Source organism: Streptomyces sp. NPDC012825 (assembly GCF_042900925.1).
Classification (GTDB): Bacteria; Actinomycetota; Actinomycetes; order Streptomycetales; family Streptomycetaceae; genus Streptomyces.
Map to the genome: position 1 here is coordinate 69,518 of NZ_JBIBBZ010000013.1, position 18,190 is coordinate 87,707.

Sequence of the window (18,190 nt, forward strand, 5' to 3'; positions counted from 1 at the left end):
TCAGTTTCATGGCCCGGCCGCGTTCCGCGCGTTCAAGCAGTGCCTTTCCGAGGTCCCGTTAGAGGCGGTTGATCTGGATCACCAGGGCCGACTGGTGGAGGCCGAGATCTTGGGCTGCTTCGGTGAGGGTGGGATAGGACTGGACTGCCAGGAATCGCGCGAGTCGTTGCCGCGCGTATTGGCCAGTGAGAGCTTTGCGGAGGATGACGGGAAGAGCCTCGGCTTCGTCGGCGGTGCATGGACGCCAAGCACGCCCGGGAACTGGAGAAGCTCGGCATGGCCTGGTCTCACCACGACGTCGCCGGGAAAGAAGGAGTCACCGCCGCGCGCGGGTGGGACAAGGAGAACGGGCACCTCCTGGCGCCGCTGGACGCGGTGTTCCAGGGGGCGGCGGTGGGGATCTGGTTGAAGAACGCGCGGGCCGCCGCCCGCAGGGCGGCCGACCTGGAACAGCGCCAGGCCAAAAAGCTGCCCGTGGAGTCGTGGGCCGGGGCACTGTCGCAGGCACGGCGCGAGCAATTGGAGGAGATCGACCCGTCCTGGTGCCCGAGCTGGCCAGTGGAGTGGCAGCGCACCTTCCACCTCGTCCGCCAGCACCTGGACGAGGGCGGGACGCTGCCGCTGGCGGCCAGGGAGACCGTACGACAGGGCGAGGACCTGGGGCGGTGGGTGCGGGCGCAGAGGCTCGGGTTCGACAAACTCACGAGCGTGCAGCAGTGGATGTGCGAGCACGTCCTCGGCATCACCCCCGCCACCGAGGAGGAGAAGCCGAAGCCGCGTACGAGCCAGGCGGCCAAGTGGGCGATGCACTACACCGCCGCCCGCCAGTTCTACGAGCGCGAGGGACATCTGACGGTTCCGAGGAAGCACGTCGAGACCGTCATGCTCGGCGGCGACGATGAGAGCGGGGGCCAGGAGCGGCGGGAGGTGTCACTCAAGCTCGGCGCATGGGTCAGCAACCAGCGCACCCGGGTCACGTCGCTCTCTCCCGAGCGGATCGAGCAGCTCTCCAAGATCGGCATGTGGTGGGCGTGATGGGCATGGGCGGCTGTATCAGCGGCTGAAGATCGTGAACAGGATGACCGTGGCCACCACACTGATGCGCAGAGAATCCAGGCAGCCGATCCGGTTGCCGGAGAAGAACATGCTGTCCGCCTACCCGGGAGCTTCTTGATCACATCGAGGCTTCGAATTCTGGATCTTCGTTCCGGGGCTTGCGGATGGGCGGTACAGTCCGCGTCGTGGACATACCTGATTGGTCCGTCTGGGTCGCGCTGGGCATGATCGTCCTGCAGCTCCTGGGCCTCGTGCCTGTCACCCGCCGTATGCGTGATCCCGATCCCGCGGTGCGTTCCAAGGGTCGCCTCGACCTGCTGGAGACCATCGGCTGTCTCCTGCTCTTCGGCGGCGTGCTGCTGAGCCTTGCGATAGCGGAGTCCTGGGTCTGGCTTACCCTCATCGGCTTCGTCCTCATGGCGGCCACCTACGTAGCGAAGGGCATCCGCCGGCTCCGTATCCACCGTTCCGCGGCTCATCCGGAACGCACCTCGTAAACGGCCAACAAGCCCCGGCTCACCAGACTATAGATACTCGGCGACCGGGGCCGTCAGGTCATCATGATCCTCGCCCACCTCCTCACTGAGCCGCGCAAGAGCCGGCAGACCGCGCGGGCCCCGGCCGCGAAGACACCTCCACAGGCGCCGGTGGCCGTGCCCGTACGCGCCCCGGAGCGGGCTGCCCAGCGGGCCCGGGACGACGAAGGAGGAACGGCGTGAGGATGGGGTCGTACCACGCGTACGCCTACTGACTGGAACTGGCGCGGTTCCGTCGGCACCAGGACGAGGCGGTGAACGCGTGCCTGGATATGTTCCGGGCCCTGGCCGCCGCCGGGATCCCGGCCAAGCGCGCGGACGAGCTCGTCGCGCAGCTGGAGGCCGGAGCGGTCGCCGGGGCCTACACCTGGATCGTGGAGAGCAGCGCTCCCGACTGGGTCGAGGAGCGGTTCGAGGACGGCTGGGACGCGGGTGTACGCGCGGCCGCCACCGACGTGTTGCGCCTGGCCGGACAGGGTGACGCCCAACGCGGCCGCGCCGCCACCCACTACCTCTCCCCCGAACGGCAGCATGGTGCCCCGGGCGGGACGGCGGCACGGGGCCGCTGTCCGGGCCCTCGCGATGTCAGTGGCTGGAGCCGTGGGAGCCGCCGGACCGGCCCGTCCGCTTGCGGAGGGCCACGGCGAGGACGGTGCCCGCGGCGGCTCCGGCGAGGGCCCAGGGAATGCTGGGGTGTCCGTCGTTCAGGTTGTAGCCAATGGCACAGCAGAGCAGGAACAGGGCAAAGCCGTACACGAGGGCCAGCTGCCTGTGGTTCATGGTGCTCCTTTCGGGGTCAGAGGTGCCGAGGGGGCCGGACGACGGGTGTCGTCCGGCCCCGTCAGGGTGCGTCGGTCACCGCTTGAAGCGGAATCCGCAGTGCTTGTTGGTGCAACGTACGTTCCAGACCGCAGTGTTGCGGGCGGGAGCGGAGCCGAACCACGCGGAGGTGTAGTAGTCCATCTTCATCTCGAAGCGCTCCTGGAAGCCACAGACTGGGAGGATCTTCAACATGCACACCTGGCCCTTGCCGTTGGCCTTCCACTGGTGCCAGGCGTAGCGGTTGACGCTGCGGTAGGCGCTGTGGAGGGACAGGTCCCAGCCGATCTTCGAGGCGACGCCGCCCTCGTCGCCCCAGCTGGAACCGCTGGACCAGGTGATGCCGGCGTTCTTGGTGCAGACCTCGACTCGCATGCCGACAGTGCCGATCTGGACCGGTGCGCCGCCCTCGAAGACCTTGTAGCTGCGGGTGTAGGTGCGGCAGGCGGTACCGGTGGTGTCGCTCTTGTTGACCGGGTCACCGCAGGAGTAGTCGTTGCAGCTGCCGCCGGGGACGGAGTCCTGGCTCAGGAAGCGGCCGGTGGCGGGCGAGTACAGGCGGGCGCCCATCAGGACGGTGCCGTCGGCGGTCTCGGTGGAGCGCTGACGGGAGCCGAGCCAGCCTTAGCGGGCCGTCTCGCCGGTGGCGTTGCCGTACTCGTCGGTGGACAGGACCAGTGGGGCGAACGCCGTGTCCAGCGGGTACTGCACGGCCACGTCGCCGTGGAGGTCCGTCAGTTGCAGGGCGGTGCCGCCGCCGGCGATCGCGGCGAGGACGCCCTCGCTGCTCTTGACGAAGCGGCTGGTCTGGCGGGGCGCGGCGCTCTCCAGGATCCAGTCGGGGCTGTCGGCCTCGGAGCCGTAGTGGTTGGTCCGGGTCGCGGTGGTCTCCCAGGTGCCCTCGGGGGACTTGGACTCGGCGGTCCAGGAGCCGAGGCGGCCCGCAGCGTCCAGACTCCAGTTCTGCCGGCGGTCGCCGGTGGTCTGGGAGCGGACCATGTCGTTGGCGAAGTAGGAGTAGTCGGTGCCCGCGGCCTTGGTGGTGCGGCCGAAGGCGTCGTATTCGGTGCCGGCGGTGATCAGCCGGTCGGCGCTGTCGTAGGAGTACGAGGTGGTGTCGCCTGCTCCGTCGGCGCACGGGGCGCCCCCGGTGCCGGTGGTGACGTTGAGGGAGGTGCGGTTGGCGTTGGCGTCGAAGCCGTAGGAGCGGCGGGCGCAGATCTCGCCCGACGAGGTGTCGTCGGTCCGGACGAGGGCTCCGGCTCCGTCGTAGGTGTAGCGGCGTTCCTGGGTGCCGCCGCTGGTGCGGTCGCTGCGCAGCAGCTGGCCGTGGATGCTGAATTCCGCGGTGTCGGAGAGGATTACGGCGCCGTCGGAGTTCCGGCGGTAGGTGCGGGTGATCGGGTCGCCGGTCTGGTCGCGGATGATGGTGAGCGTGATGTCACCGGGGAGCTGCTCCTGGGTGAGGTTGCCTTCCAGGTCGTAGGTGGGGGTGAAGGTGCCCGCGTCGGAGTCGGTGGTAGCGGTGGGCAGGCCGCCGGGCAGGGCGGTGTCGTATCGGTAGGTGCGGGCGGACGGGGCGGAGTCGGTCACCTTGACGGGCCGGTCGGCGGCGTCGTACTCGGTGACGGTGGTGCTGCCCGCGCCGTCGCCGTAGGAGGTGAGGCGGCCGAGCTTGTCGTAGGCGCGGGTGATGGTGGCGTCGCCGGTGGTGGTGGTCAGCGGGTTCCCGGTCTCGGGGCTGTAGGTGACCGTGGTGTCGGCGCCGGCGCCGGCGCCTCCTCCGGTGACGGTGGCCTTCAGGGTGCGGCCCGCCGGGTCGGCGGTCACGGTGGTGGTGCGGGTCTGTCCATTGGCGGTCTCGGTGAGGCGGGCGACGCCGCCCCAGCGGTCGTATTCCGTGGTCTTGACGGGGAGGGCCGTGGGGTTGTCACCGCCGCCCGTGATGGCTCCCGCGGGGCCGGTGCTGCAGGGCAGGCCCGCCCATTCGGGGTGGCCCTGGCAGGCGCCGGTGCCTCCGGCGCTCCAGTAGGTGGTGATCTCCGTGCCTGCGTCGGATCCGCCGGACTTGGGGGCGGTGCTCTTGGTGAGGCGTCCCTGGGCGTCGTACTCGGTCAGGCGGGTGATCTTGCGTCCGTCGGCGTCCTGGACGGCCTTGGTGCGCAGTCCGCTCTTCCAGTCGTAGCCGCTGGTGGTGGTGCGCCGGTCGGCGTCCTGCGGGTAGCCCTCGATCCAGGCGCCGGTGGTGACGGTGGTGGGGCGGTCGGAGACGGGGCTGTCGGTGGGACGGCCTTCGTCGTAGACGGTGCGGGTGTGCTCGCGGGCGGCGACAATGGATCCTGCGGGCAGGGCGGGCCGGGGCCCGGCCGCGGCGACGGGCTCTATGAGCGTGACCCGGTGCAGCGGGTGGTGCAGGTCGGTCTCGCGGAGGCCGTCGGCGCTGTAGGTGGTGGTGGAGAGGAGCTGGGCGCGGTTGGCGGTGGAGCGGTCGGCGATGCCGAGGGCGTCGAGTTCCGCCTGATGGGCGGGAGTGCCGCCGAGGGCGAGTTCGCGGTTGTTGGGCGACAGCTCGCGGACGGGTTGCCGTGCCGGTCGTACTCGACGGTACTCAGGCCACTGCCCGGCAGACCCTTGTTGACCTCGCGGCCGGAGGGGTCGATGTAGCTGAGGGTTGCGCGGGTGTAGGCGTCGCCGGTGAGGGCGGCACCGTCGTGGCCGGCGGGTTCCGTGCCGGTGGGGAAGACCGCGGTGGCGTCGGAGGGCAGGCCGGTCTGGCCCCAGGCGGCGGCGTTCTGCGCGCCGAGGGCGTGCGGCGCCTTGTCGCCGGTCAGGGGGACGTCGTACACGATGCTGCTGGCCGTCTGCCCCTCGGTCTCGGAGGCGTCGCCCTGCTTGAGGGCGGGGCGGGAGACCTTCAGGAGCATGCCCTCACCAGCGGTGGCGGCGTTGCCGGCCTTGCCGTAGTGGAAGGTCCAGGGCAGTTCCCCGGCGGGGGTGAGCGTCGCGACGCGGCCTGCGGAGTCGTAGGTGTAGCCGGTCTTGAGAGCGGGGGTGATGCGCGGGTCCCATCCCTCGCGGAGACGGCCCTGCTCGTCGTAGGCGTAGCGCGCCACGGCGGAGGGGGTGGAGGCGTTCTCGCCGGGTCCGGTAACCCAGATTCGGATCTCCTTCACCCGGCCGGTGTGGTCACCGAAGGTGCCCGCGGTGGCGGTGGTGGCGGTGGTGGCGTCGGCGTACACGTACTCCAGGACGCGGCAGCCTGCGGTCGCCGGGGTGGCCCCGCAGGTGGCGACGGAGACCGCCGGGGTCGGGTTGACGGCCCACTTACTGATCGTTTCAGAATGCCGCCCTGCGGAGACGCTGGCAGCCCATGGAACAATCCCCTTCAACCACGGGCTCAGGGGGGATGACGCCGTATGGAACGGGTTGGGGATGCACGAGGGCTCGTGCTTGGTTACGTCGACGCTCTGAACGCAGTTCACGCGGCCATGAGGGCGGCGATCCCTTCGCTTGAGCGACTCGCAGATGTCCTCGGCCTGGTCCGTTCGCACCGGGTCATCAACCGGAGTGGGCGGGTCGGCACCTACTCCTACTCGGTTCATGGGGCCGGGTGCCGCTTCGTCAGCGGCGACGGCATCGAGGTCGATGTCGACTTCGCGTCCGACGGGAGCGAGATCTTCGACCTCTGGCGGCTGCGCTGGTACGGGCTGAGCCTGCCTGAGCCTCTTGACGTCACGGATCAGGACCTGCGGACCGCCGTGCGGTCCCTTCAACCGTTTCTGACCGAGGTGCGACCGGGGTGGTTCAGTGTCGCCAGCTGATCGCTTCAGGATGAGGTTCGCAGGCGGCGCAGGCATATGAGGCTGCAGGCCAGTTCGAGCAGGCCCTGGTGGAGATCGGCGCGTCGTTCGTAGCGGGTGCGGAGTCGTTTGAACTGGTGCAGCCAGGCGAAGGTGCGCTCGACGACCCAGCGCACCTTGCCCAGTCCGGAGCTGTGCGCGACGCCGCGTCGGGCGATCATCGGCTTGATGCCGCGTTTCCACAGCAGGCGGCGGTACTTGTCGTAGTCGTAGCCCCGGTCGGCATACAGACGCCGGGGCCTGCGGCGGGGACGCCCCCGCAGACCCCGGATCGACGGAACGGCGTCGAGCAGGGGCAAGAGCTGGGTGACGTCGTGCCGGTTGTCGCCGGTGAGCGTGACGGCGAGTGGGGTTCCGTGCCGGTCGACGATCAGGTGGTGCTTCGAGCCAGAGCGGGCCCGATCGACGGGCGAGGGTCCGACGTGGTCCCCCCTTTCAGCGCCCGGACGTGCGATCCGTCCACGGAGCAGTCGTCCAGGTCCAGCAGGCCGGCGCGGCGCAGCTCGGTCAACAGGGCCGCGTGCAGGCGCGGCCAGACACCAGCCTCGGTCCAGTCCCGCAGCCGGCGCCAGGCCGTCACCCCGGAACAGCCCACCGTCTCAGCGGGGACATCACGCCACGCGACACCGGTCCGCAGCACATACATGACGCCGACGAGCGCCACCCGATCGGGAACACGCAGCCGCCCCGGGTGGCGATGGCGCCGTTCGGGGGCGGGCGGCAGCAGCGGGGCCGCCCGCTCCCACAGGTCATCCGGAACAAGATCAACACGCACGCCGGACACCCTGCCGACCAAGATTGCCGAGCGCAAGACACACGGCTCAACTCATTCTGAAACGATCAGTCAGACGAGGTGGTGGTGGCCGCCGACAGTTGGGCTTCGGCCACGGATCTCCTTCGAGCCTGCGGCTACCTCAAGGTCCCCAGGCGGGCCATGAGCACGAAAATCCCGGCAGAGGCAGTCGAAGCAGCCCTTACCAATCCCGGAACAGTTTTCCGAAAGCGCTTCATGACGGACACACCGTGGACACTCATCACCAAGTGAGAGACCCGTTTTCATCCTGAATAGTTGCAGGTCAGCAGGGTGTGGACGGCTTGGACGATGGTGCCGATGCGGCGGGTAGAGCATTGGGCTCGGCGGAGGATGCGCCAGGACTTCAGCTGGGCGAAGGCGCGTTCGCCGGGAGCTCTCAGGCGCGCGTGGTCGCGGTTGAACCGCTGATAGTGCTCGGGTTGTTCGCGGTGGTGGTAGTAGGGGGTGCGGACGGTGGGGCCGGCGCCCCGGTAGGCGCGGTCCGCGAGGACGAGGATCTGCCGGGTCAGACAGGCCTGCACGATCCCGTGGGCCCGGGCCGCGGTCAGATCATGAGTCCGCCCGGGTGTCGCACGGGAGAACCACAGGGGTGTGCCGTCGGGGCGGGCGATGACCTGCACGTTCATGCCGTGCTTGCGATGTTTTTGTGAGTAGTACGGCTCATCGACGGCAATGCGGTCGATGGGGATCAGCGTGCCGTCGACGATCACATGGTCATTCTCGCCCAGGCCGGTCAGGGCCTCGTGCAAGCCCGGCGCCCACGCCGCGAGGACGTCGAGAGTCTCGTCGACGTAGCGCCAGGCTGTGGCTGTCGAGACGCCGAAGCCGGCTGCCAGGGCGGGCAGCGGCTCGTTCTTCCGCAAGTGCGCCAGTACGAGCAGGGCCTGGCGAAAGCATCCCAACTTCCGCCACCGCGAGCGGCGTTCACACCTTCGTTCGTAGATCAGCCAGGAAACATGCTCAACCAGCTCATGCGGGACATCGAGCGTGGCACGATACGGGACCAAGCGAGGCTCCTCGGACGATGCGTGGTGCGTAGAGAACACCACCGCAACGACCAGGAGCCTCGCCTCGTCACCCACCCCCGCTGACCTGCCGTTTCACCCCACAGAGACAGGATGAAAACGACTCCGTGACCTTCCACATCACCTGCGGACGCGGCAACGCCCCCACGGCAAGAAAGACTGCACCTGACACCAGCAAACAGCACGTGATGTTCCGCCCTCGATGAGGACGACGCAGCGGGAAAGATACCGTCCGTCCGCTGCCTGTGGCTTGGGAGGCCGGCCGATGTCCTGCGTGTCCCCGGCTTTCTTATGCCGACCGCCGGTCGTCACGTCAGGTGGTGCGCGGTTTTCTGAGGGGGGCTCCCGCCGCGTGGAGGCTGGCGAGGGTCTGCTGGTAGGACTTGATCAGGCTGGTTTCCAGGTAGCTGATCCCGAGTTCCTGACAGTGCTGTCGGACGATGATCTGGGCTCTGGGCAGGTACGGGCTGGGCATGCTCGGGAAGAGATGGTGTTCGATCTGGTAGTTAAGGCCACCCAGAACGACATCAGTGAAACGGCCTCCACGCACGTTGCGGGAGGTCAGGACCTGGCGCCTCAGGAAGTCGGGCCGGTCGGCGCCGCTCAGGATCGGCATGCCCTTATGGTTCGGGGCGAAGATCGAACCGAGGTAGACGCCAAAAAGGCACTGGTGCACGAGCAGGAACACAATCGCTTTGCCGGGCGGAAGTACCAGGAACAGCGCGCCAAGGTAAACGGCGAAGTGCGCGGTGATCAGGGCGCCTTCCCATATGCGGTGCTTGAGCGAGCGGTCGAGCAACGACCTCGCTGCAGACACGTGCAGGTTGAACCCTTCCAGGGTGAGCAGGGGGAAGAACAGCCACGCCTGCGAGCGGCCGAGCAGTCGGGGCAGTCCTCTAGCCGCACGGGCCTGGTTCTGCGTCCAGACGAGGATGTCCGGATCGAGATCGGGGTCGAGGTCCTCATGGTTGGGGTTGGCGTGGTGCCGGGTGTGTTTGTCCTGCCACCAGCCGTAACCCATGCCGATGCCGAGGTTCCCGGCGATGCGCCCGGATATCTCGCTGGCCTTGCGCAACCGGAAGACCTGCCGGTGGGCGAGGTCGTGTGCAAGGAGCGCCACCTGCCCGAACACGAAGGCGAGGAAGCCAGCCGTCAGGAGCGTCCACCAACTGTCCCCGACCAGGACGAAGGCCGTCCACCCGGCGGCGTACAGGACGCTCACAACCGTGATGCGCAGTGCGTAATAACCGGGGCGCCGGGCCATGAGCCCGGCCTCCTGGATCTTGCGGGAAAGACGGGCGAAGTCGCTGCCCGCGTCCTTACGTACGGGAGGGGGACGAACCGTCTGTGAAGAGATCATGGCCGGGATCGCTTTCCGTAATTGTAGAACGAAGGAGCGCGCCGGACAGGCGGGACACCGTGTCCGGGGTTCCACCCACTGCGGGTGGGCCTCCTCCCACTGCGCTTACCCGGGATACCAGGTTTGACGTTCTTCCCAGCCCGTCTCTCTTCCTCACCCGGGCCAGGTCAGATTGGATCACTGCAGGGTTTTGAATGTGCTGGTGGTCGGATCCGGAGAGTAACCGGGCTCGATCTGGAATGGCTTTCTGCTGTCGGTCAGCTCCAGCGGTTTGCGAACGGGCCCGGTCAGCGGTCCCAGGAGAATGAGTCGGGTGCAGCGGTGTCGGGCATCGACAAGGGCGCAGTCGCCGAAGGTCACGCGGGTCAGGTCCAGCATGATCGGCTGCATCTGGATCATGCATACGCAGTCGAGGACCCCATACAGATAATGAGCCTTTTCCAACCTGGCTCGGGCGTACGGCTGTTGGGCTGACAACGCGGTGAAGCCCCTGGTAGATGGGTTTTCGACCAAGAGAACCATCTCCACCAGAGGCTTCACGTGCTTGTCTATCTGTCGGGCGTCGACGTGTCCAGCTCCGCCCTGCGCTTCCTCACGCAGCAGCTGCGGCGCCATCGCCGTGTGATCGGCTCCCGGTGGTGGCGCCTGAGCGCGGGCCGCCAGGCCCTGCTCACCCTCGCCCACCTGCGGATGGGACATACCTATGCCCAACTCGCGGCCGGATTCGGCATCGGCACCACGACGGCCCACCGGTACGTCACCGAGGCGGTCGAGCTCCTGGCCGCTCTCGCCCCTGGCCTGGCCGCCGCGGTGCGGACCGCGTCGGCGAAGGCGTACCTGATCCTGGACGGCACCCTCCTGCCCATTGACCGCATCGCTGCGGACCGGCCGTTCTACTCCGGCAAACACAAGAGACACGGGATGAACGTGCAGGTCATCGCCGCCCCCTTCGGCCGGCTGCTGTGGGCCTCACCGGCGCCGTGCACGACGTCCGCGCGGCCCGCGAGCACGGCATCGTCGACGCCCTCGCCGAGGCCGGCATCCCGTGCTGGGCCGACAAGGGATACCGAGGTGCCGGCGGCACCGTCCGCATCCCGTGCTGGGGACGGTGGGAGAACCTCTCCACCGGCCAGCAAGCGGTCAACCGATCCCACGCGAAGATCCGGGCCCTCGTCGAGAAGGCCGTCGCCACCCTCAAGTCCTGGCGACTCCTCCGCAAACTGCGATGCTCGACCACCCGGATCACCAAGCTCGTCCAGGCCGTCCTCACTCTGCATCTGACCAGCTCAGAGTAAGGATGGAAAAGGCCCAGTATCTCGACCTGGTGTTCCGCTTCGGCTGGCAGTCCGGCGTTCCGCATCCCGCCGACGGCGAGAACACGGCCGCCGACTGGTTCCCGCTGAACGACCTGCCTCCGATGCCAGACGACATGCGCAAGCGAATCGCAGCCGCCCTGTCCAACGCGCAGACAGCCCAGTACGTCTTCTCTCCGCCGTCACCCGGCAGCGCCTGAGAACCCGGCCCCACCGCGCCATGTGAACAGGCACGCCCACGACAGCCGGCCACCCTCGCGATGGACAGCCGACAGCAGCGGCCCGGTCACCTCATAACAACCGTGATCACCAACGCCGCACAGCTGAAGCAGGTCTGGACCCGCCCGTCCTTACTGACGCCCCTCCAGCGCCACTACCGCACCCATTCACAGCAGTAGTTGGCGTTCGCCACCATCGCGGACATGTCCTGAGATCCATCCCCACGAGCGCGGGGAGCAGACGTGCAGATCGTCGATGATCCCGCCGTGCACGGGTCCATCCCCGCGGGCGCGGGGAGCAATCGCCGGCCGGCTTCTGGGCGGCGCAGGCGATGGGTCCATCCCCGCGAACGCGGGGAGCAGCGGACTCAGCGTACGCCGGACGCGCCGAACAGGGGTCCATCCCCGCAGGGGCGGGGAGCAGCACTCATCGTTACCGCGATCGAGGCTCTGTCCGCAGCCCAGGAGCCCGATGCCACCTGGCCCCCAACGGCGAATGGCGCCCCCTCCGCCCGAAGTCGGAGAGGGTGATGTCATGCTTACTGATCTTTTCGTTAGTTGGGTGGGGCTAGTGGGTGGAGGGTGAGGCCGGTGTGAGTGAGAAAGGACCAGGGCAGTTGCGGGTTGTCGTTGATCCGGCGGATGCCTTGTTCGGTGGCGTCGGCGACGTCGGCGAGGTGGTCGCCGGCAAGGTTGGCGAGCTCGCGTTTCTTCAGCGAGGACCACAGCAGTTCCACCGGGTTCAGCTCGGGTGCGTAAGCCGGTAATCGCTCCAGGGTGAGCCAGTCCTGCTCGGCGGCCCAGGCCCGCATGTCCCGGCTCCAGTGAGCCGATAGCCCGTCCCAGACCAGCACCACCCGTTCGCCGTTGTAGAACGTCTTCAGCTGCTCCAGAACCTCGATGAGCGCGGCGGTGTCGTAGCTGCCGGGTTTGAGGTGGAAGCACAACCGAGGGCCTCGGTCCGGGTCGGCGGCGCGGTAACCGAGGGCGCCGGCCATCGAGGCCCGCTTCCAGTTCAGCCGGTGTCGCAGCAGCGGGGTGCGGCCGCGGGGCGCGTAGGTGCGGCGGACCTGCGGCAGCAGCGACACTCCTGATTCATCGAGGAACACGATCCAGGCACGTGTGTTCACGGCCCCTTTTTGATCCGCGGCCACTCGTGCGCGATCCAGCGGGCGATCTCGGACTCGTCGCGCTCCACCGCACGCCGCTCGGGCCGCTGCAGACTCCACCCGAGCCGGCCGGTCAGCAACCGCCACACCGACGCCCGCGACAAGGCCACGCCGGTCACCCGCTCAACCACCAGGCCGACCCGCTCCAGCGTCCACAGATCCGCCTCGAAGCCATGGGCCTGGGCGCCCTGCTCCAGCGCAGTCCGTACCCGCTCGACCTGGGCATCGTCCAGCTTGGGCGGACGACCACTGGCCGGACGCCGACGCAACCCGTCAGCGCCGCCTTCCTCCCAGACGCGTCTCCACCGCCGCACACTCTCCTCGCTGACGCCCAGCATCCGCGCGATCTCAGCACCAGAACGTTCCTGATCGAACAACTCGGCCGCCCGCACACGACGCGCCTCGGCCAACTGCGGCCGCGTCAAAGGAGGAACCACAGGCGAAGACTTGAAAGACACGCCATCAGACTCCCACCAATGACGTCACCGCACCCACGGAACTAAAGAAAAGATCAGTAGGGGGTTGTGCCGTTGTGCTCACCGGCCGAACGAACGCACTCGGTCGATGCCCCACGAGCACCTCCAAGATCAGGTCTTGGGGACAGTCTGCCGGCAGGTAAGCAGCAGGTCGTGCGACCGCTCTGGGCACTTCGGCTGGTGAGTCGGCAGGGCGGAGCTCGCGAACGGGCGCCGAATCACACCGCCGGCGGTTCCAGGTCGACCGCGTCGCGGAACCGGAACCCCAAGGCGTGAACCAGCGCGAAGACCAAGTCCTCCGCCAGCGGATCACACTCAGCCACCAGGGCAGCCCTAAGCGCCACCAGGTCCGGCTGAAGGCCGGCCCCTCGAGCCCAGGCTGCAGCTCGCTCGCTTACTTTGACCGAATCACCGATCCACTCACCAGGCAGGCCGTAATCCCCCGCCATCTCCGGCGACAAAGCACACTGCCATGACAGGTCATCGGGGCTCGCTGCCTGAACGGTCGCGAAGTCACTGTCGACCACATGGCAGACCAGGACAGAAGCGCGCGTCTCGCCGATGATCGAAGGCTCCGGATCCGTGATGGGACACGCTTGCAGGATCTGCCACTCGCCATCGCGCGCCGACCACAACGGCACACAGTCCGACGCCCGTATCGCCGCCAACTCCGTCAGCGGCCGACCGGCTCGCGCCACGATGAAAGACCCCGAGAACCCCATGACCGGGAACCATAGCCCCGATCAATGACGCTGCTGATTACCCGGCCAAGGCTGGGTGACGAGCCACTGACATGGAGGTCTCATTCCTCCTCGGGTGCGTCGTCGAAGGGCGAGGGGTAATCGTCGAGGGTCGGCATCCGCAGGAGTTCGCTGGTGACCGGGGCCCATGGCGACAGGTCCTGGTCGGTAGCCCGGCGCATGGCGACGATGTCGGTGAAGGAGATGCCCGATAGGGTGCCATCAGCCCACTGGGCGCGCATCCAGGGGACATCACGCGGGCCGGTGGAGTGGCCTTCGATCTTCCAGACAGCCGCTGCAGGCGGTGGGCGCGGGCCACGCCCAGCAGGTGCCGCTCGATGTTCTGCATCCGCTGAACGGTCGTGTCGCACAGAAGGCTCGGGGCGTTCAGTGGGCTGGGACGCAGGAGGCTGTTCCAGATGTGGTGCTGGGCCCTGAGCCCCTTGGCCACCTGGGTACGGCGGCCGTCGGCGCAGTGGGCCGCCCAGGCCCAGCCGGCGATCACGGCCATGGGCAGGGCGTGAAGCCCCAGGTGGGGGCCGCTCCCCCACTGCGTGACGAGTGCGACCGTCAGCATCCAGACAACGACGCCGTGACTCCAGAAGCGATCTCGTATCCAGCCCACCGAGCGCCTCACCCCTCCACCCGGCCAAGCAGCGCGGTGCGCCGGTGCCGCACGAGGGCAGGAGTTTGTCGGCGCTCGGGGCGGACGGCGCCGAACTCCTCGAACTCTCGCGGCCCGCAGGCATACGCAGCGGCCGCGGCGGATGTGCTTCTTCGGGTCGGCGTGATGGTCATGAAGGCTCCCAGGGTCAGGCAGCGTGCAGGCAGGGCGCGGAGTGGGCGTGTGCGGGCTCGGCCAGGGCCGGCCGAGGAGCTGCGCAGGGCTGGTCGAGGCAGTCGACCCAGCCCCCGGCGGTGTGGATGGAGATGTGCGCGCCGTAGCGGGCGAGGACGTCGGCCAGGCGTCCCCCGCACACCGCGCAGCAAGGTCGCGGCGGCACCGCGCGGCGGGCGGGCCGGGCGGGTTGCCGGGCGAGGGGTACTGAGGGTGTCGGGGAGGGGCGCGTGCAGTGGTGTCCGGTTCGGGCGGCCAGTTGGTGAGCGCGCCGGTTGTCCTGCTCGGCCCTGCGGCGGGCTTCGGCCGCCTTGCGGCGGATGTCCTGGTGCTCGGTGGCGAGCTTGCGCTGCAGGTCTTCGGGCAGTACCAGGCCAGTGCTGTTGCCCGAGCCGGTCCAGGGGACGGTCTCCTCGTGGAGGTCGTCGCCTGGGCAGGGCGGGTGGTGCAGGGCGTAGCGGGACAGGTCCTCGTTCTGCCACCAGCGGCCGGTGCGCGGGTGGGGGGCGGCCCCACAGGAGGCGAACCCGGCGGTCGGCGAGGTCCAGGACGCACACCGTGCTCTGCTCGGCGAGCAGGACGTGGGGCAGGGCTGTTCCCGGGCGCATGAACCAGATGTCGCGGAGGCCGGCTGCTGTGTAGTCCCGGTGGCGCTGCTGCCACAACGAGTCGGTAATCAGACCGCTTTGGGCCTCCAGGGCGAGGCGGGAGCCGTCGGCGAGGCGGACGTGGACATCGGCGCGGCGCTCGCGGCCGGCAATCCACTGCTCCTGGCGGACCTCGGTGGTGCCGGGCAGTGAGTACGCCCACCGTTCGAGCCGGTTCTTGGCTTCCAGGTGCCAGAGCGTTTCGGGGTGGTGGCCGCCGGGCGGGGCCATGTGCGGCGGGTGCGCAAAGTGGTGGCGCCGGGCGCCGCCGATCCTGCCCCGCGCGATCAGCGGGACGCGCGTGCCCGCCGGTACTACGTCCAGGCCCAGGAAGCAGGCCGCGCACACCAGGCTTTCGCGGTGGTCGTAGCCCAGCGTGCGCCACTGGCCGATGGGCCGGTCCTCGATGTGGACGTGGCGGCCGGTTGTCAGGTCGAGCCCGATCACCAGCAGATCGTCCGCTGCCATGCGCTGCCCCCGTCGTTGCCGGTCTGCTCGGTGCTGGCAGTTTTCGGGACGCAAGTGCTGGTGGAACGCCGTGCGGGGGCTGCATCCCGCCAGGCGGACTGTCGGGCGCGGAGCATCTTTCGTGGCGGTCCGCCTGGCGGGACAAGGGGCAAGGTCCGGGACAGGCGGGCGGAAGGCGGCCGCTGGGGGCAGGGGCGATGCCCGGCGGCGGCGCCGGGACGGAGACGGTGATGGTCGGCTCAGGCGGCCGCATCCGGTCACTTCTCATGATCCCTGCACGCAGGTGAACGGCGCTGTCTAGGCTGAGGGTTGCCGTCCCGGTGGTCCCCCCGTGCCATCGGGACGCTGCATGCCGAGGGTCTTGCCGATCGTTTCAGAATGAGTTCGGGGCACACTCGGGGTATGAGCCCGCCCATCGAGTTCCCCGATGCTCTTCTGCGCGCCACCGTCGTGGCGATCGCCCGCCGGACGGCGGAGAATCCGGGACTGGCCGGGGCTCTGCAGTCGGTGCTTGAACTCATCGACAACGACGAGGCAGAGCTCGCCCTGGACCACCTCGCGCGGAGTGTGAAGTACCACCGCATTCCGGTGTTGCGGGAGGAGTACGACCGGCTGGTTGCCGAGGCGGCCCGTCTGGACTCCGAAGATTCGCTGTCGGAGACGGGGCTCGAACGGTTGGTCATCGGCTGAAGCCACACGCGCCGGGATGCGATCCCCCGCATCTCCGGGAAAGGTGGCGTGGGGTTGGCCGGGCAGGATCGATACTGCGCACCGAAACGCGGCCGGTGAGCGGCCCGGCCGGTGGCCTCCCGGGGGCTGCGACGGCGAGCTGGGATGCCGTTCCCCACGGCGGGAAAGCCACGGTTTCCTGGGCGGGGGTGGTGTCCGGCGGTCCCGGGATCGCAGGCGCGAGGACGGGCGTGGCAGAAGGCCGGTGACCTCGTTGGGTGACGGCTTCCGGGCGGCATGTCACTTGGGTGTGAGTTCTTCGGGCAAATCGCTGGAGTGGGCACGAAAGACCGCGAACGGGGCAGGATGAGAACAGGCCGCACGGGTCTGGGTGAGCCTCACAACTGGCCCAGCTCGTCGGCCTCTTGCTGCGTTACGGTTCAATCCCTGTCAACGTCAGCAAAGGCCAGGAACCGATGAGTGACCCGAAGCCGGCCAGCGTGGTCTTGCTGGTGTTGTACTCGTCCCGGCTTGAGGAATGCCGCCGCTTCTACCAGGGCCTTGGCTTGGATTTCGCCGCGGAATGGCACGGCCAGGGTCCCGAGCACTACGCCGCGGTCCTTCCGAACGGCATGGTGTTCGAGCTCTACCCAGCCCGTCCTGAACGTCAGACGGACATACTGTGCCTCGGCCTGGCCGTCGACGGCAGTACGGCTACTCCGCCACTCACGCCAGGACGCCACATCCTCACCGATCCCGACGGCCGCACGGTCGAGGTCCACTCGACCTGAGCACCGTCAACCGCTCCCAGGCCATTACGGATCGCTGGACAAGTGCCGGGGTGCCGGTGGTGTGATGGGCCTATGCGGCCTGAGCATTGTGTAACCAGGAACCACCTCGAAGTGTGGCACGAGCGTGCGCTGCCGTCAGGACCTGAACGAGTAGGGCTGGGTGCGGTCCTGCGCGGTTCGCTGTTGCCGGTCGTTGTGTGGACTGGGGTGGCGTGCTTTACGTACTTCGTCTACAACCCGGTCGTGACGATGGTCCTCGGCGGGCTATTCGTCTTGTCATTCGTCGTGGGATTCGGGCTGCGCCGCAGGGCGAGGCACTCGGTTCGCTGCAGCGCCTACGGTGCGCTGGGCGGGGTGTTCGACAAGTCCATGGCCGGGTTCTGAGCCGTTACGCCCCAGGACGCTCGTAGTTGTCGGGCAGGGGCAGGAGGGTGTTCGCCATGTCCGGTGGGCGCGTGCCAGTCCGGACGGCGATCGGTGGTGACCGGCACTACAAGCAGGGCCATGCCCGCAAGGTCGATGGGCACAGAGCCTGCGCCCACCTGAATGAACAGGTCGAGAGGCTGGCGTGACAGCCTTCCGGGGGCCTTGTACCGGGCGTGGATGGCAGCCTGCGGTGTAGATCGTTGGGCGGATCCTGAACGGTTCCAGTCCGGAGAGCTTGTCAGTGCTTGTCGTTAATCTTCCGTCGTGGGAAACGCACCGGGTCAGGATGATGGGCGCCGCTACGCATGGCGGGATCTGCTGCAGCGGTGGAGTGATGAGTGGCTTGACCCTGTGCTGCATGAGCAGGAACGGGCCGAGCCGTTTCCGGCCGCCGTGCACAGGGCCCGATGGCTGGGGAGCACTGGAGCCAGCGGCGAGGAACTCGGCACTCTCGAAAAGCGCCTGGGTGCGCCTCTGCCGCCGAGCTACCGGCAGTTCCTGCTGATCAGCAACGGCTGGCTCAACACCACGCCGGACATTCACCGTGTCCTGCCGTCCCACGAGGTCGGATGGACCCGGGACCTGGACCCGGGACTCGTCACCGACTGGACAGCGGGGTACCAGGGCGTCGAGCGAGTGGGTGATGAGGAGTACTTCCTCTACGGCGAGGCCCATTCCCCCACCAGCCTGCGCCCTGAATACCTTCCGCACACCCTGAAAATCAGTCATACCCCGAACGCCACTGACGTCTACCTCCTCAACCCCTGCGTGCTCACCCCGGACGGGGAATGGGAAGCCTGGTACCTCGCTCACTGGCTGCCCGGCGTGGTCCGCTACCCGTCTTTCTGGGACTTGATGAACGACGAGTACAGAGACTTCCACGGCGAACAGTGAGCCCCACAGGTTCACTCAGGCGCCGACTGCGCCGAGGGACGATCTGCTGCTTGGGCTGTCGTCCGTGATCA

At 68.3% G+C, this 18,190-nt stretch carries 20 protein-coding genes and 3 pseudogenes; 9 read left to right on the plus strand and 14 right to left on the minus strand.

All coding sequences use genetic code 11. The features are described from left to right. Positions 1-237: 237 nt before the first annotated feature. Positions 238-1,035 (plus strand): helicase associated domain-containing protein, encoded by a 798-nt coding sequence (locus tag ACFY7E_RS24130; protein ID WP_389488038.1) that lies wholly within the window; start codon positions 238-240, stop codon positions 1,033-1,035. A 206-nt stretch (positions 1,036-1,241) separates the two neighbouring features. After that, entirely contained in the window at positions 1,242-1,553 is a 312-nt protein-coding gene (locus ACFY7E_RS24135; protein WP_389488040.1) for a hypothetical protein, read from the plus strand. Between the two features lie 624 nt (positions 1,554-2,177). Here the strand turns inward: ACFY7E_RS24135 and ACFY7E_RS24140 are convergent. The 4 genes and pseudogenes from ACFY7E_RS24140 to ACFY7E_RS24155 form a co-directional block, all read right to left on the minus strand. After that, positions 2,178-2,372 carry a hypothetical protein gene (locus ACFY7E_RS24140; RefSeq protein WP_389488042.1) on the minus strand — a complete coding sequence of 65 codons (195 nt, stop codon included), beginning with the start codon at positions 2,370-2,372 and terminating at the stop codon, positions 2,178-2,180. 75 nt (positions 2,373-2,447) lie between these two features. Beyond that, positions 2,448-2,990, minus strand: a pseudogene (locus ACFY7E_RS24145) (hypothetical protein); the annotation flags it as partial. A gap of 45 nt (positions 2,991-3,035) precedes the next feature. Next, positions 3,036-4,241, minus strand: coding sequence for a hypothetical protein (locus tag ACFY7E_RS24150; RefSeq protein WP_389488044.1), 1,206 nt, complete (start codon positions 4,239-4,241; stop codon positions 3,036-3,038). A 551-nt stretch (positions 4,242-4,792) separates the two neighbouring features. Further along, complete coding sequence (locus ACFY7E_RS24155; protein ID WP_389488046.1) at positions 4,793-5,650, minus strand: hypothetical protein; 858 nt, start codon at positions 5,648-5,650, stop codon at positions 4,793-4,795. A 207-nt stretch (positions 5,651-5,857) separates the two neighbouring features. Here ACFY7E_RS24155 and ACFY7E_RS24160 point away from each other — a divergent pair, with 207 nt between their 5' ends. Continuing rightward, positions 5,858-6,232: a DUF6896 domain-containing protein gene (locus ACFY7E_RS24160; protein WP_389488048.1), complete on the plus strand. Its 375-nt coding sequence runs from the start codon at positions 5,858-5,860 to the stop codon at positions 6,230-6,232. A 5-nt stretch (positions 6,233-6,237) separates the two neighbouring features. On the opposite strand, the gene ACFY7E_RS24165 is transcribed toward ACFY7E_RS24160, so the two are convergent. The 4 genes from ACFY7E_RS24165 to ACFY7E_RS24180 all read right to left on the minus strand — a co-directional run bounded on the left by ACFY7E_RS24165 (position 6,238) and on the right by ACFY7E_RS24180 (position 9,869). After that, a protein-coding gene (locus tag ACFY7E_RS24165) for an IS5 family transposase (protein WP_389488050.1) occupies positions 6,238-7,046 on the minus strand; the annotation gives its coding sequence in 2 pieces (ribosomal slippage) (positions 6,238-6,707 and positions 6,707-7,046; 810 coding nt in all). Positions 7,047-7,327: 281 nt separating this feature from the next. Next, a complete protein-coding gene (locus tag ACFY7E_RS24170) occupies positions 7,328-8,092 on the minus strand; it encodes an IS5 family transposase (RefSeq protein ID WP_389488052.1) in 765 nt (254 codons plus the stop codon). A 331-nt stretch (positions 8,093-8,423) separates the two neighbouring features. Beyond that, positions 8,424-9,470 (minus strand): fatty acid desaturase family protein, encoded by a 1,047-nt coding sequence (locus ACFY7E_RS24175; protein WP_389488054.1) that lies wholly within the window; start codon positions 9,468-9,470, stop codon positions 8,424-8,426. Positions 9,471-9,647: 177 nt separating this feature from the next. Continuing rightward, positions 9,648-9,869 (minus strand): hypothetical protein, encoded by a 222-nt coding sequence (locus tag ACFY7E_RS24180; RefSeq protein WP_389488056.1) that lies wholly within the window; start codon positions 9,867-9,869, stop codon positions 9,648-9,650. A gap of 141 nt (positions 9,870-10,010) precedes the next feature. Here ACFY7E_RS24180 and ACFY7E_RS24185 point away from each other — a divergent pair. The 3 genes and pseudogenes from ACFY7E_RS24185 (at position 10,011) to ACFY7E_RS24195 (ending at position 11,181) form a co-directional block, all read left to right on the plus strand. Then, a pseudogene (locus tag ACFY7E_RS24185) lies at positions 10,011-10,765 on the plus strand (transposase family protein). Between the two features lie 2 nt (positions 10,766-10,767). Further along, positions 10,768-10,983 carry a hypothetical protein gene (locus ACFY7E_RS24190; protein ID WP_389488058.1) on the plus strand — a complete coding sequence of 72 codons (216 nt, stop codon included), beginning with the start codon at positions 10,768-10,770 and terminating at the stop codon, positions 10,981-10,983. Between the two features lie 60 nt (positions 10,984-11,043). Further along, entirely contained in the window at positions 11,044-11,181 is a 138-nt protein-coding gene (locus ACFY7E_RS24195) for a hypothetical protein (protein ID WP_389488060.1), read from the plus strand. A gap of 374 nt (positions 11,182-11,555) precedes the next feature. On the opposite strand, the gene ACFY7E_RS24200 is transcribed toward ACFY7E_RS24195, so the two are convergent. The 6 genes and pseudogenes from ACFY7E_RS24200 to ACFY7E_RS24225 all read right to left on the minus strand — a co-directional run. Then, positions 11,556-12,131, minus strand: a complete 576-nt coding sequence (locus ACFY7E_RS24200; protein WP_389488062.1) for an IS630 family transposase — start codon at positions 12,129-12,131, stop codon at positions 11,556-11,558. Next, on the minus strand, positions 12,128-12,628 hold the full coding sequence (locus tag ACFY7E_RS24205; RefSeq protein ID WP_389488064.1) for an IS630 family transposase: 501 nt from the start codon (positions 12,626-12,628) through the stop codon (positions 12,128-12,130). Before ACFY7E_RS24205 ends, ACFY7E_RS24200 begins: the two co-directional genes overlap by 4 nt. 236 nt (positions 12,629-12,864) lie before the next feature. Continuing rightward, on the minus strand, positions 12,865-13,368 hold the full coding sequence (locus tag ACFY7E_RS24210; protein ID WP_389488066.1) for a hypothetical protein: 504 nt from the start codon (positions 13,366-13,368) through the stop codon (positions 12,865-12,867). Positions 13,369-13,448: 80 nt separating this feature from the next. After that, on the minus strand, positions 13,449-13,628 hold the full coding sequence (locus ACFY7E_RS24215; RefSeq protein ID WP_389488068.1) for a hypothetical protein: 180 nt from the start codon (positions 13,626-13,628) through the stop codon (positions 13,449-13,451). A 570-nt stretch (positions 13,629-14,198) separates the two neighbouring features. Then, entirely contained in the window at positions 14,199-14,366 is a 168-nt protein-coding gene (locus ACFY7E_RS24220) for a hypothetical protein (RefSeq protein WP_389488233.1), read from the minus strand. A gap of 478 nt (positions 14,367-14,844) precedes the next feature. After that, positions 14,845-15,339, minus strand: a pseudogene (locus ACFY7E_RS24225) (competence protein CoiA family protein); the annotation flags it as partial. A gap of 402 nt (positions 15,340-15,741) precedes the next feature. On the opposite strand from ACFY7E_RS24225, the gene ACFY7E_RS24230 reads away from it, so the two are divergent. The 3 genes from ACFY7E_RS24230 to ACFY7E_RS24240 all read left to right on the plus strand — a co-directional run bounded on the left by ACFY7E_RS24230 (position 15,742) and on the right by ACFY7E_RS24240 (position 18,119). Then, positions 15,742-16,029: a hypothetical protein gene (locus ACFY7E_RS24230; protein WP_389488070.1), complete on the plus strand. Its 288-nt coding sequence runs from the start codon at positions 15,742-15,744 to the stop codon at positions 16,027-16,029. A gap of 455 nt (positions 16,030-16,484) precedes the next feature. After that, positions 16,485-16,799, plus strand: a complete 315-nt coding sequence (locus ACFY7E_RS24235) for a glyoxalase/bleomycin resistance/dioxygenase family protein (RefSeq protein ID WP_389488072.1) — start codon at positions 16,485-16,487, stop codon at positions 16,797-16,799. A 690-nt stretch (positions 16,800-17,489) separates the two neighbouring features. After that, the gene (locus tag ACFY7E_RS24240; RefSeq protein WP_389488073.1) at positions 17,490-18,119 is read left to right on the plus strand and encodes an SMI1/KNR4 family protein; all 630 of its coding nucleotides are present in this window, start codon (positions 17,490-17,492) and stop codon (positions 18,117-18,119) included. Positions 18,120-18,190: the final 71 nt, after the last annotated feature.

Coding starts and splice junctions, on each gene's coding strand:
- ACFY7E_RS24130 (WP_389488038.1), top strand. CDS start 238: ATGGACGCCAAGCACGCCCGGGAACTGGAGAAGCTCGGCATGGCCTGG.
- ACFY7E_RS24140 (WP_389488042.1), bottom strand. CDS start 2,372: ATGAACCACAGGCAGCTGGCCCTCGTGTACGGCTTTGCCCTGTTCCTG.
- ACFY7E_RS24175 (WP_389488054.1), bottom strand. CDS start 9,470: ATGATCTCTTCACAGACGGTTCGTCCCCCTCCCGTACGTAAGGACGCG.
- ACFY7E_RS24180 (WP_389488056.1), bottom strand. CDS start 9,869: ATGATCCAGATGCAGCCGATCATGCTGGACCTGACCCGCGTGACCTTC.
- ACFY7E_RS24190 (WP_389488058.1), top strand. CDS start 10,768: ATGGAAAAGGCCCAGTATCTCGACCTGGTGTTCCGCTTCGGCTGGCAG.
- ACFY7E_RS24195 (WP_389488060.1), top strand. CDS start 11,044: ATGGACAGCCGACAGCAGCGGCCCGGTCACCTCATAACAACCGTGATC.
- ACFY7E_RS24210 (WP_389488066.1), bottom strand. CDS start 13,368: ATGGGGTTCTCGGGGTCTTTCATCGTGGCGCGAGCCGGTCGGCCGCTG.
- ACFY7E_RS24215 (WP_389488068.1), bottom strand. CDS start 13,628: ATGCGCGCCCAGTGGGCTGATGGCACCCTATCGGGCATCTCCTTCACC.
- ACFY7E_RS24230 (WP_389488070.1), top strand. CDS start 15,742: ATGAGCCCGCCCATCGAGTTCCCCGATGCTCTTCTGCGCGCCACCGTC.
- ACFY7E_RS24235 (WP_389488072.1), top strand. CDS start 16,485: ATGAGTGACCCGAAGCCGGCCAGCGTGGTCTTGCTGGTGTTGTACTCG.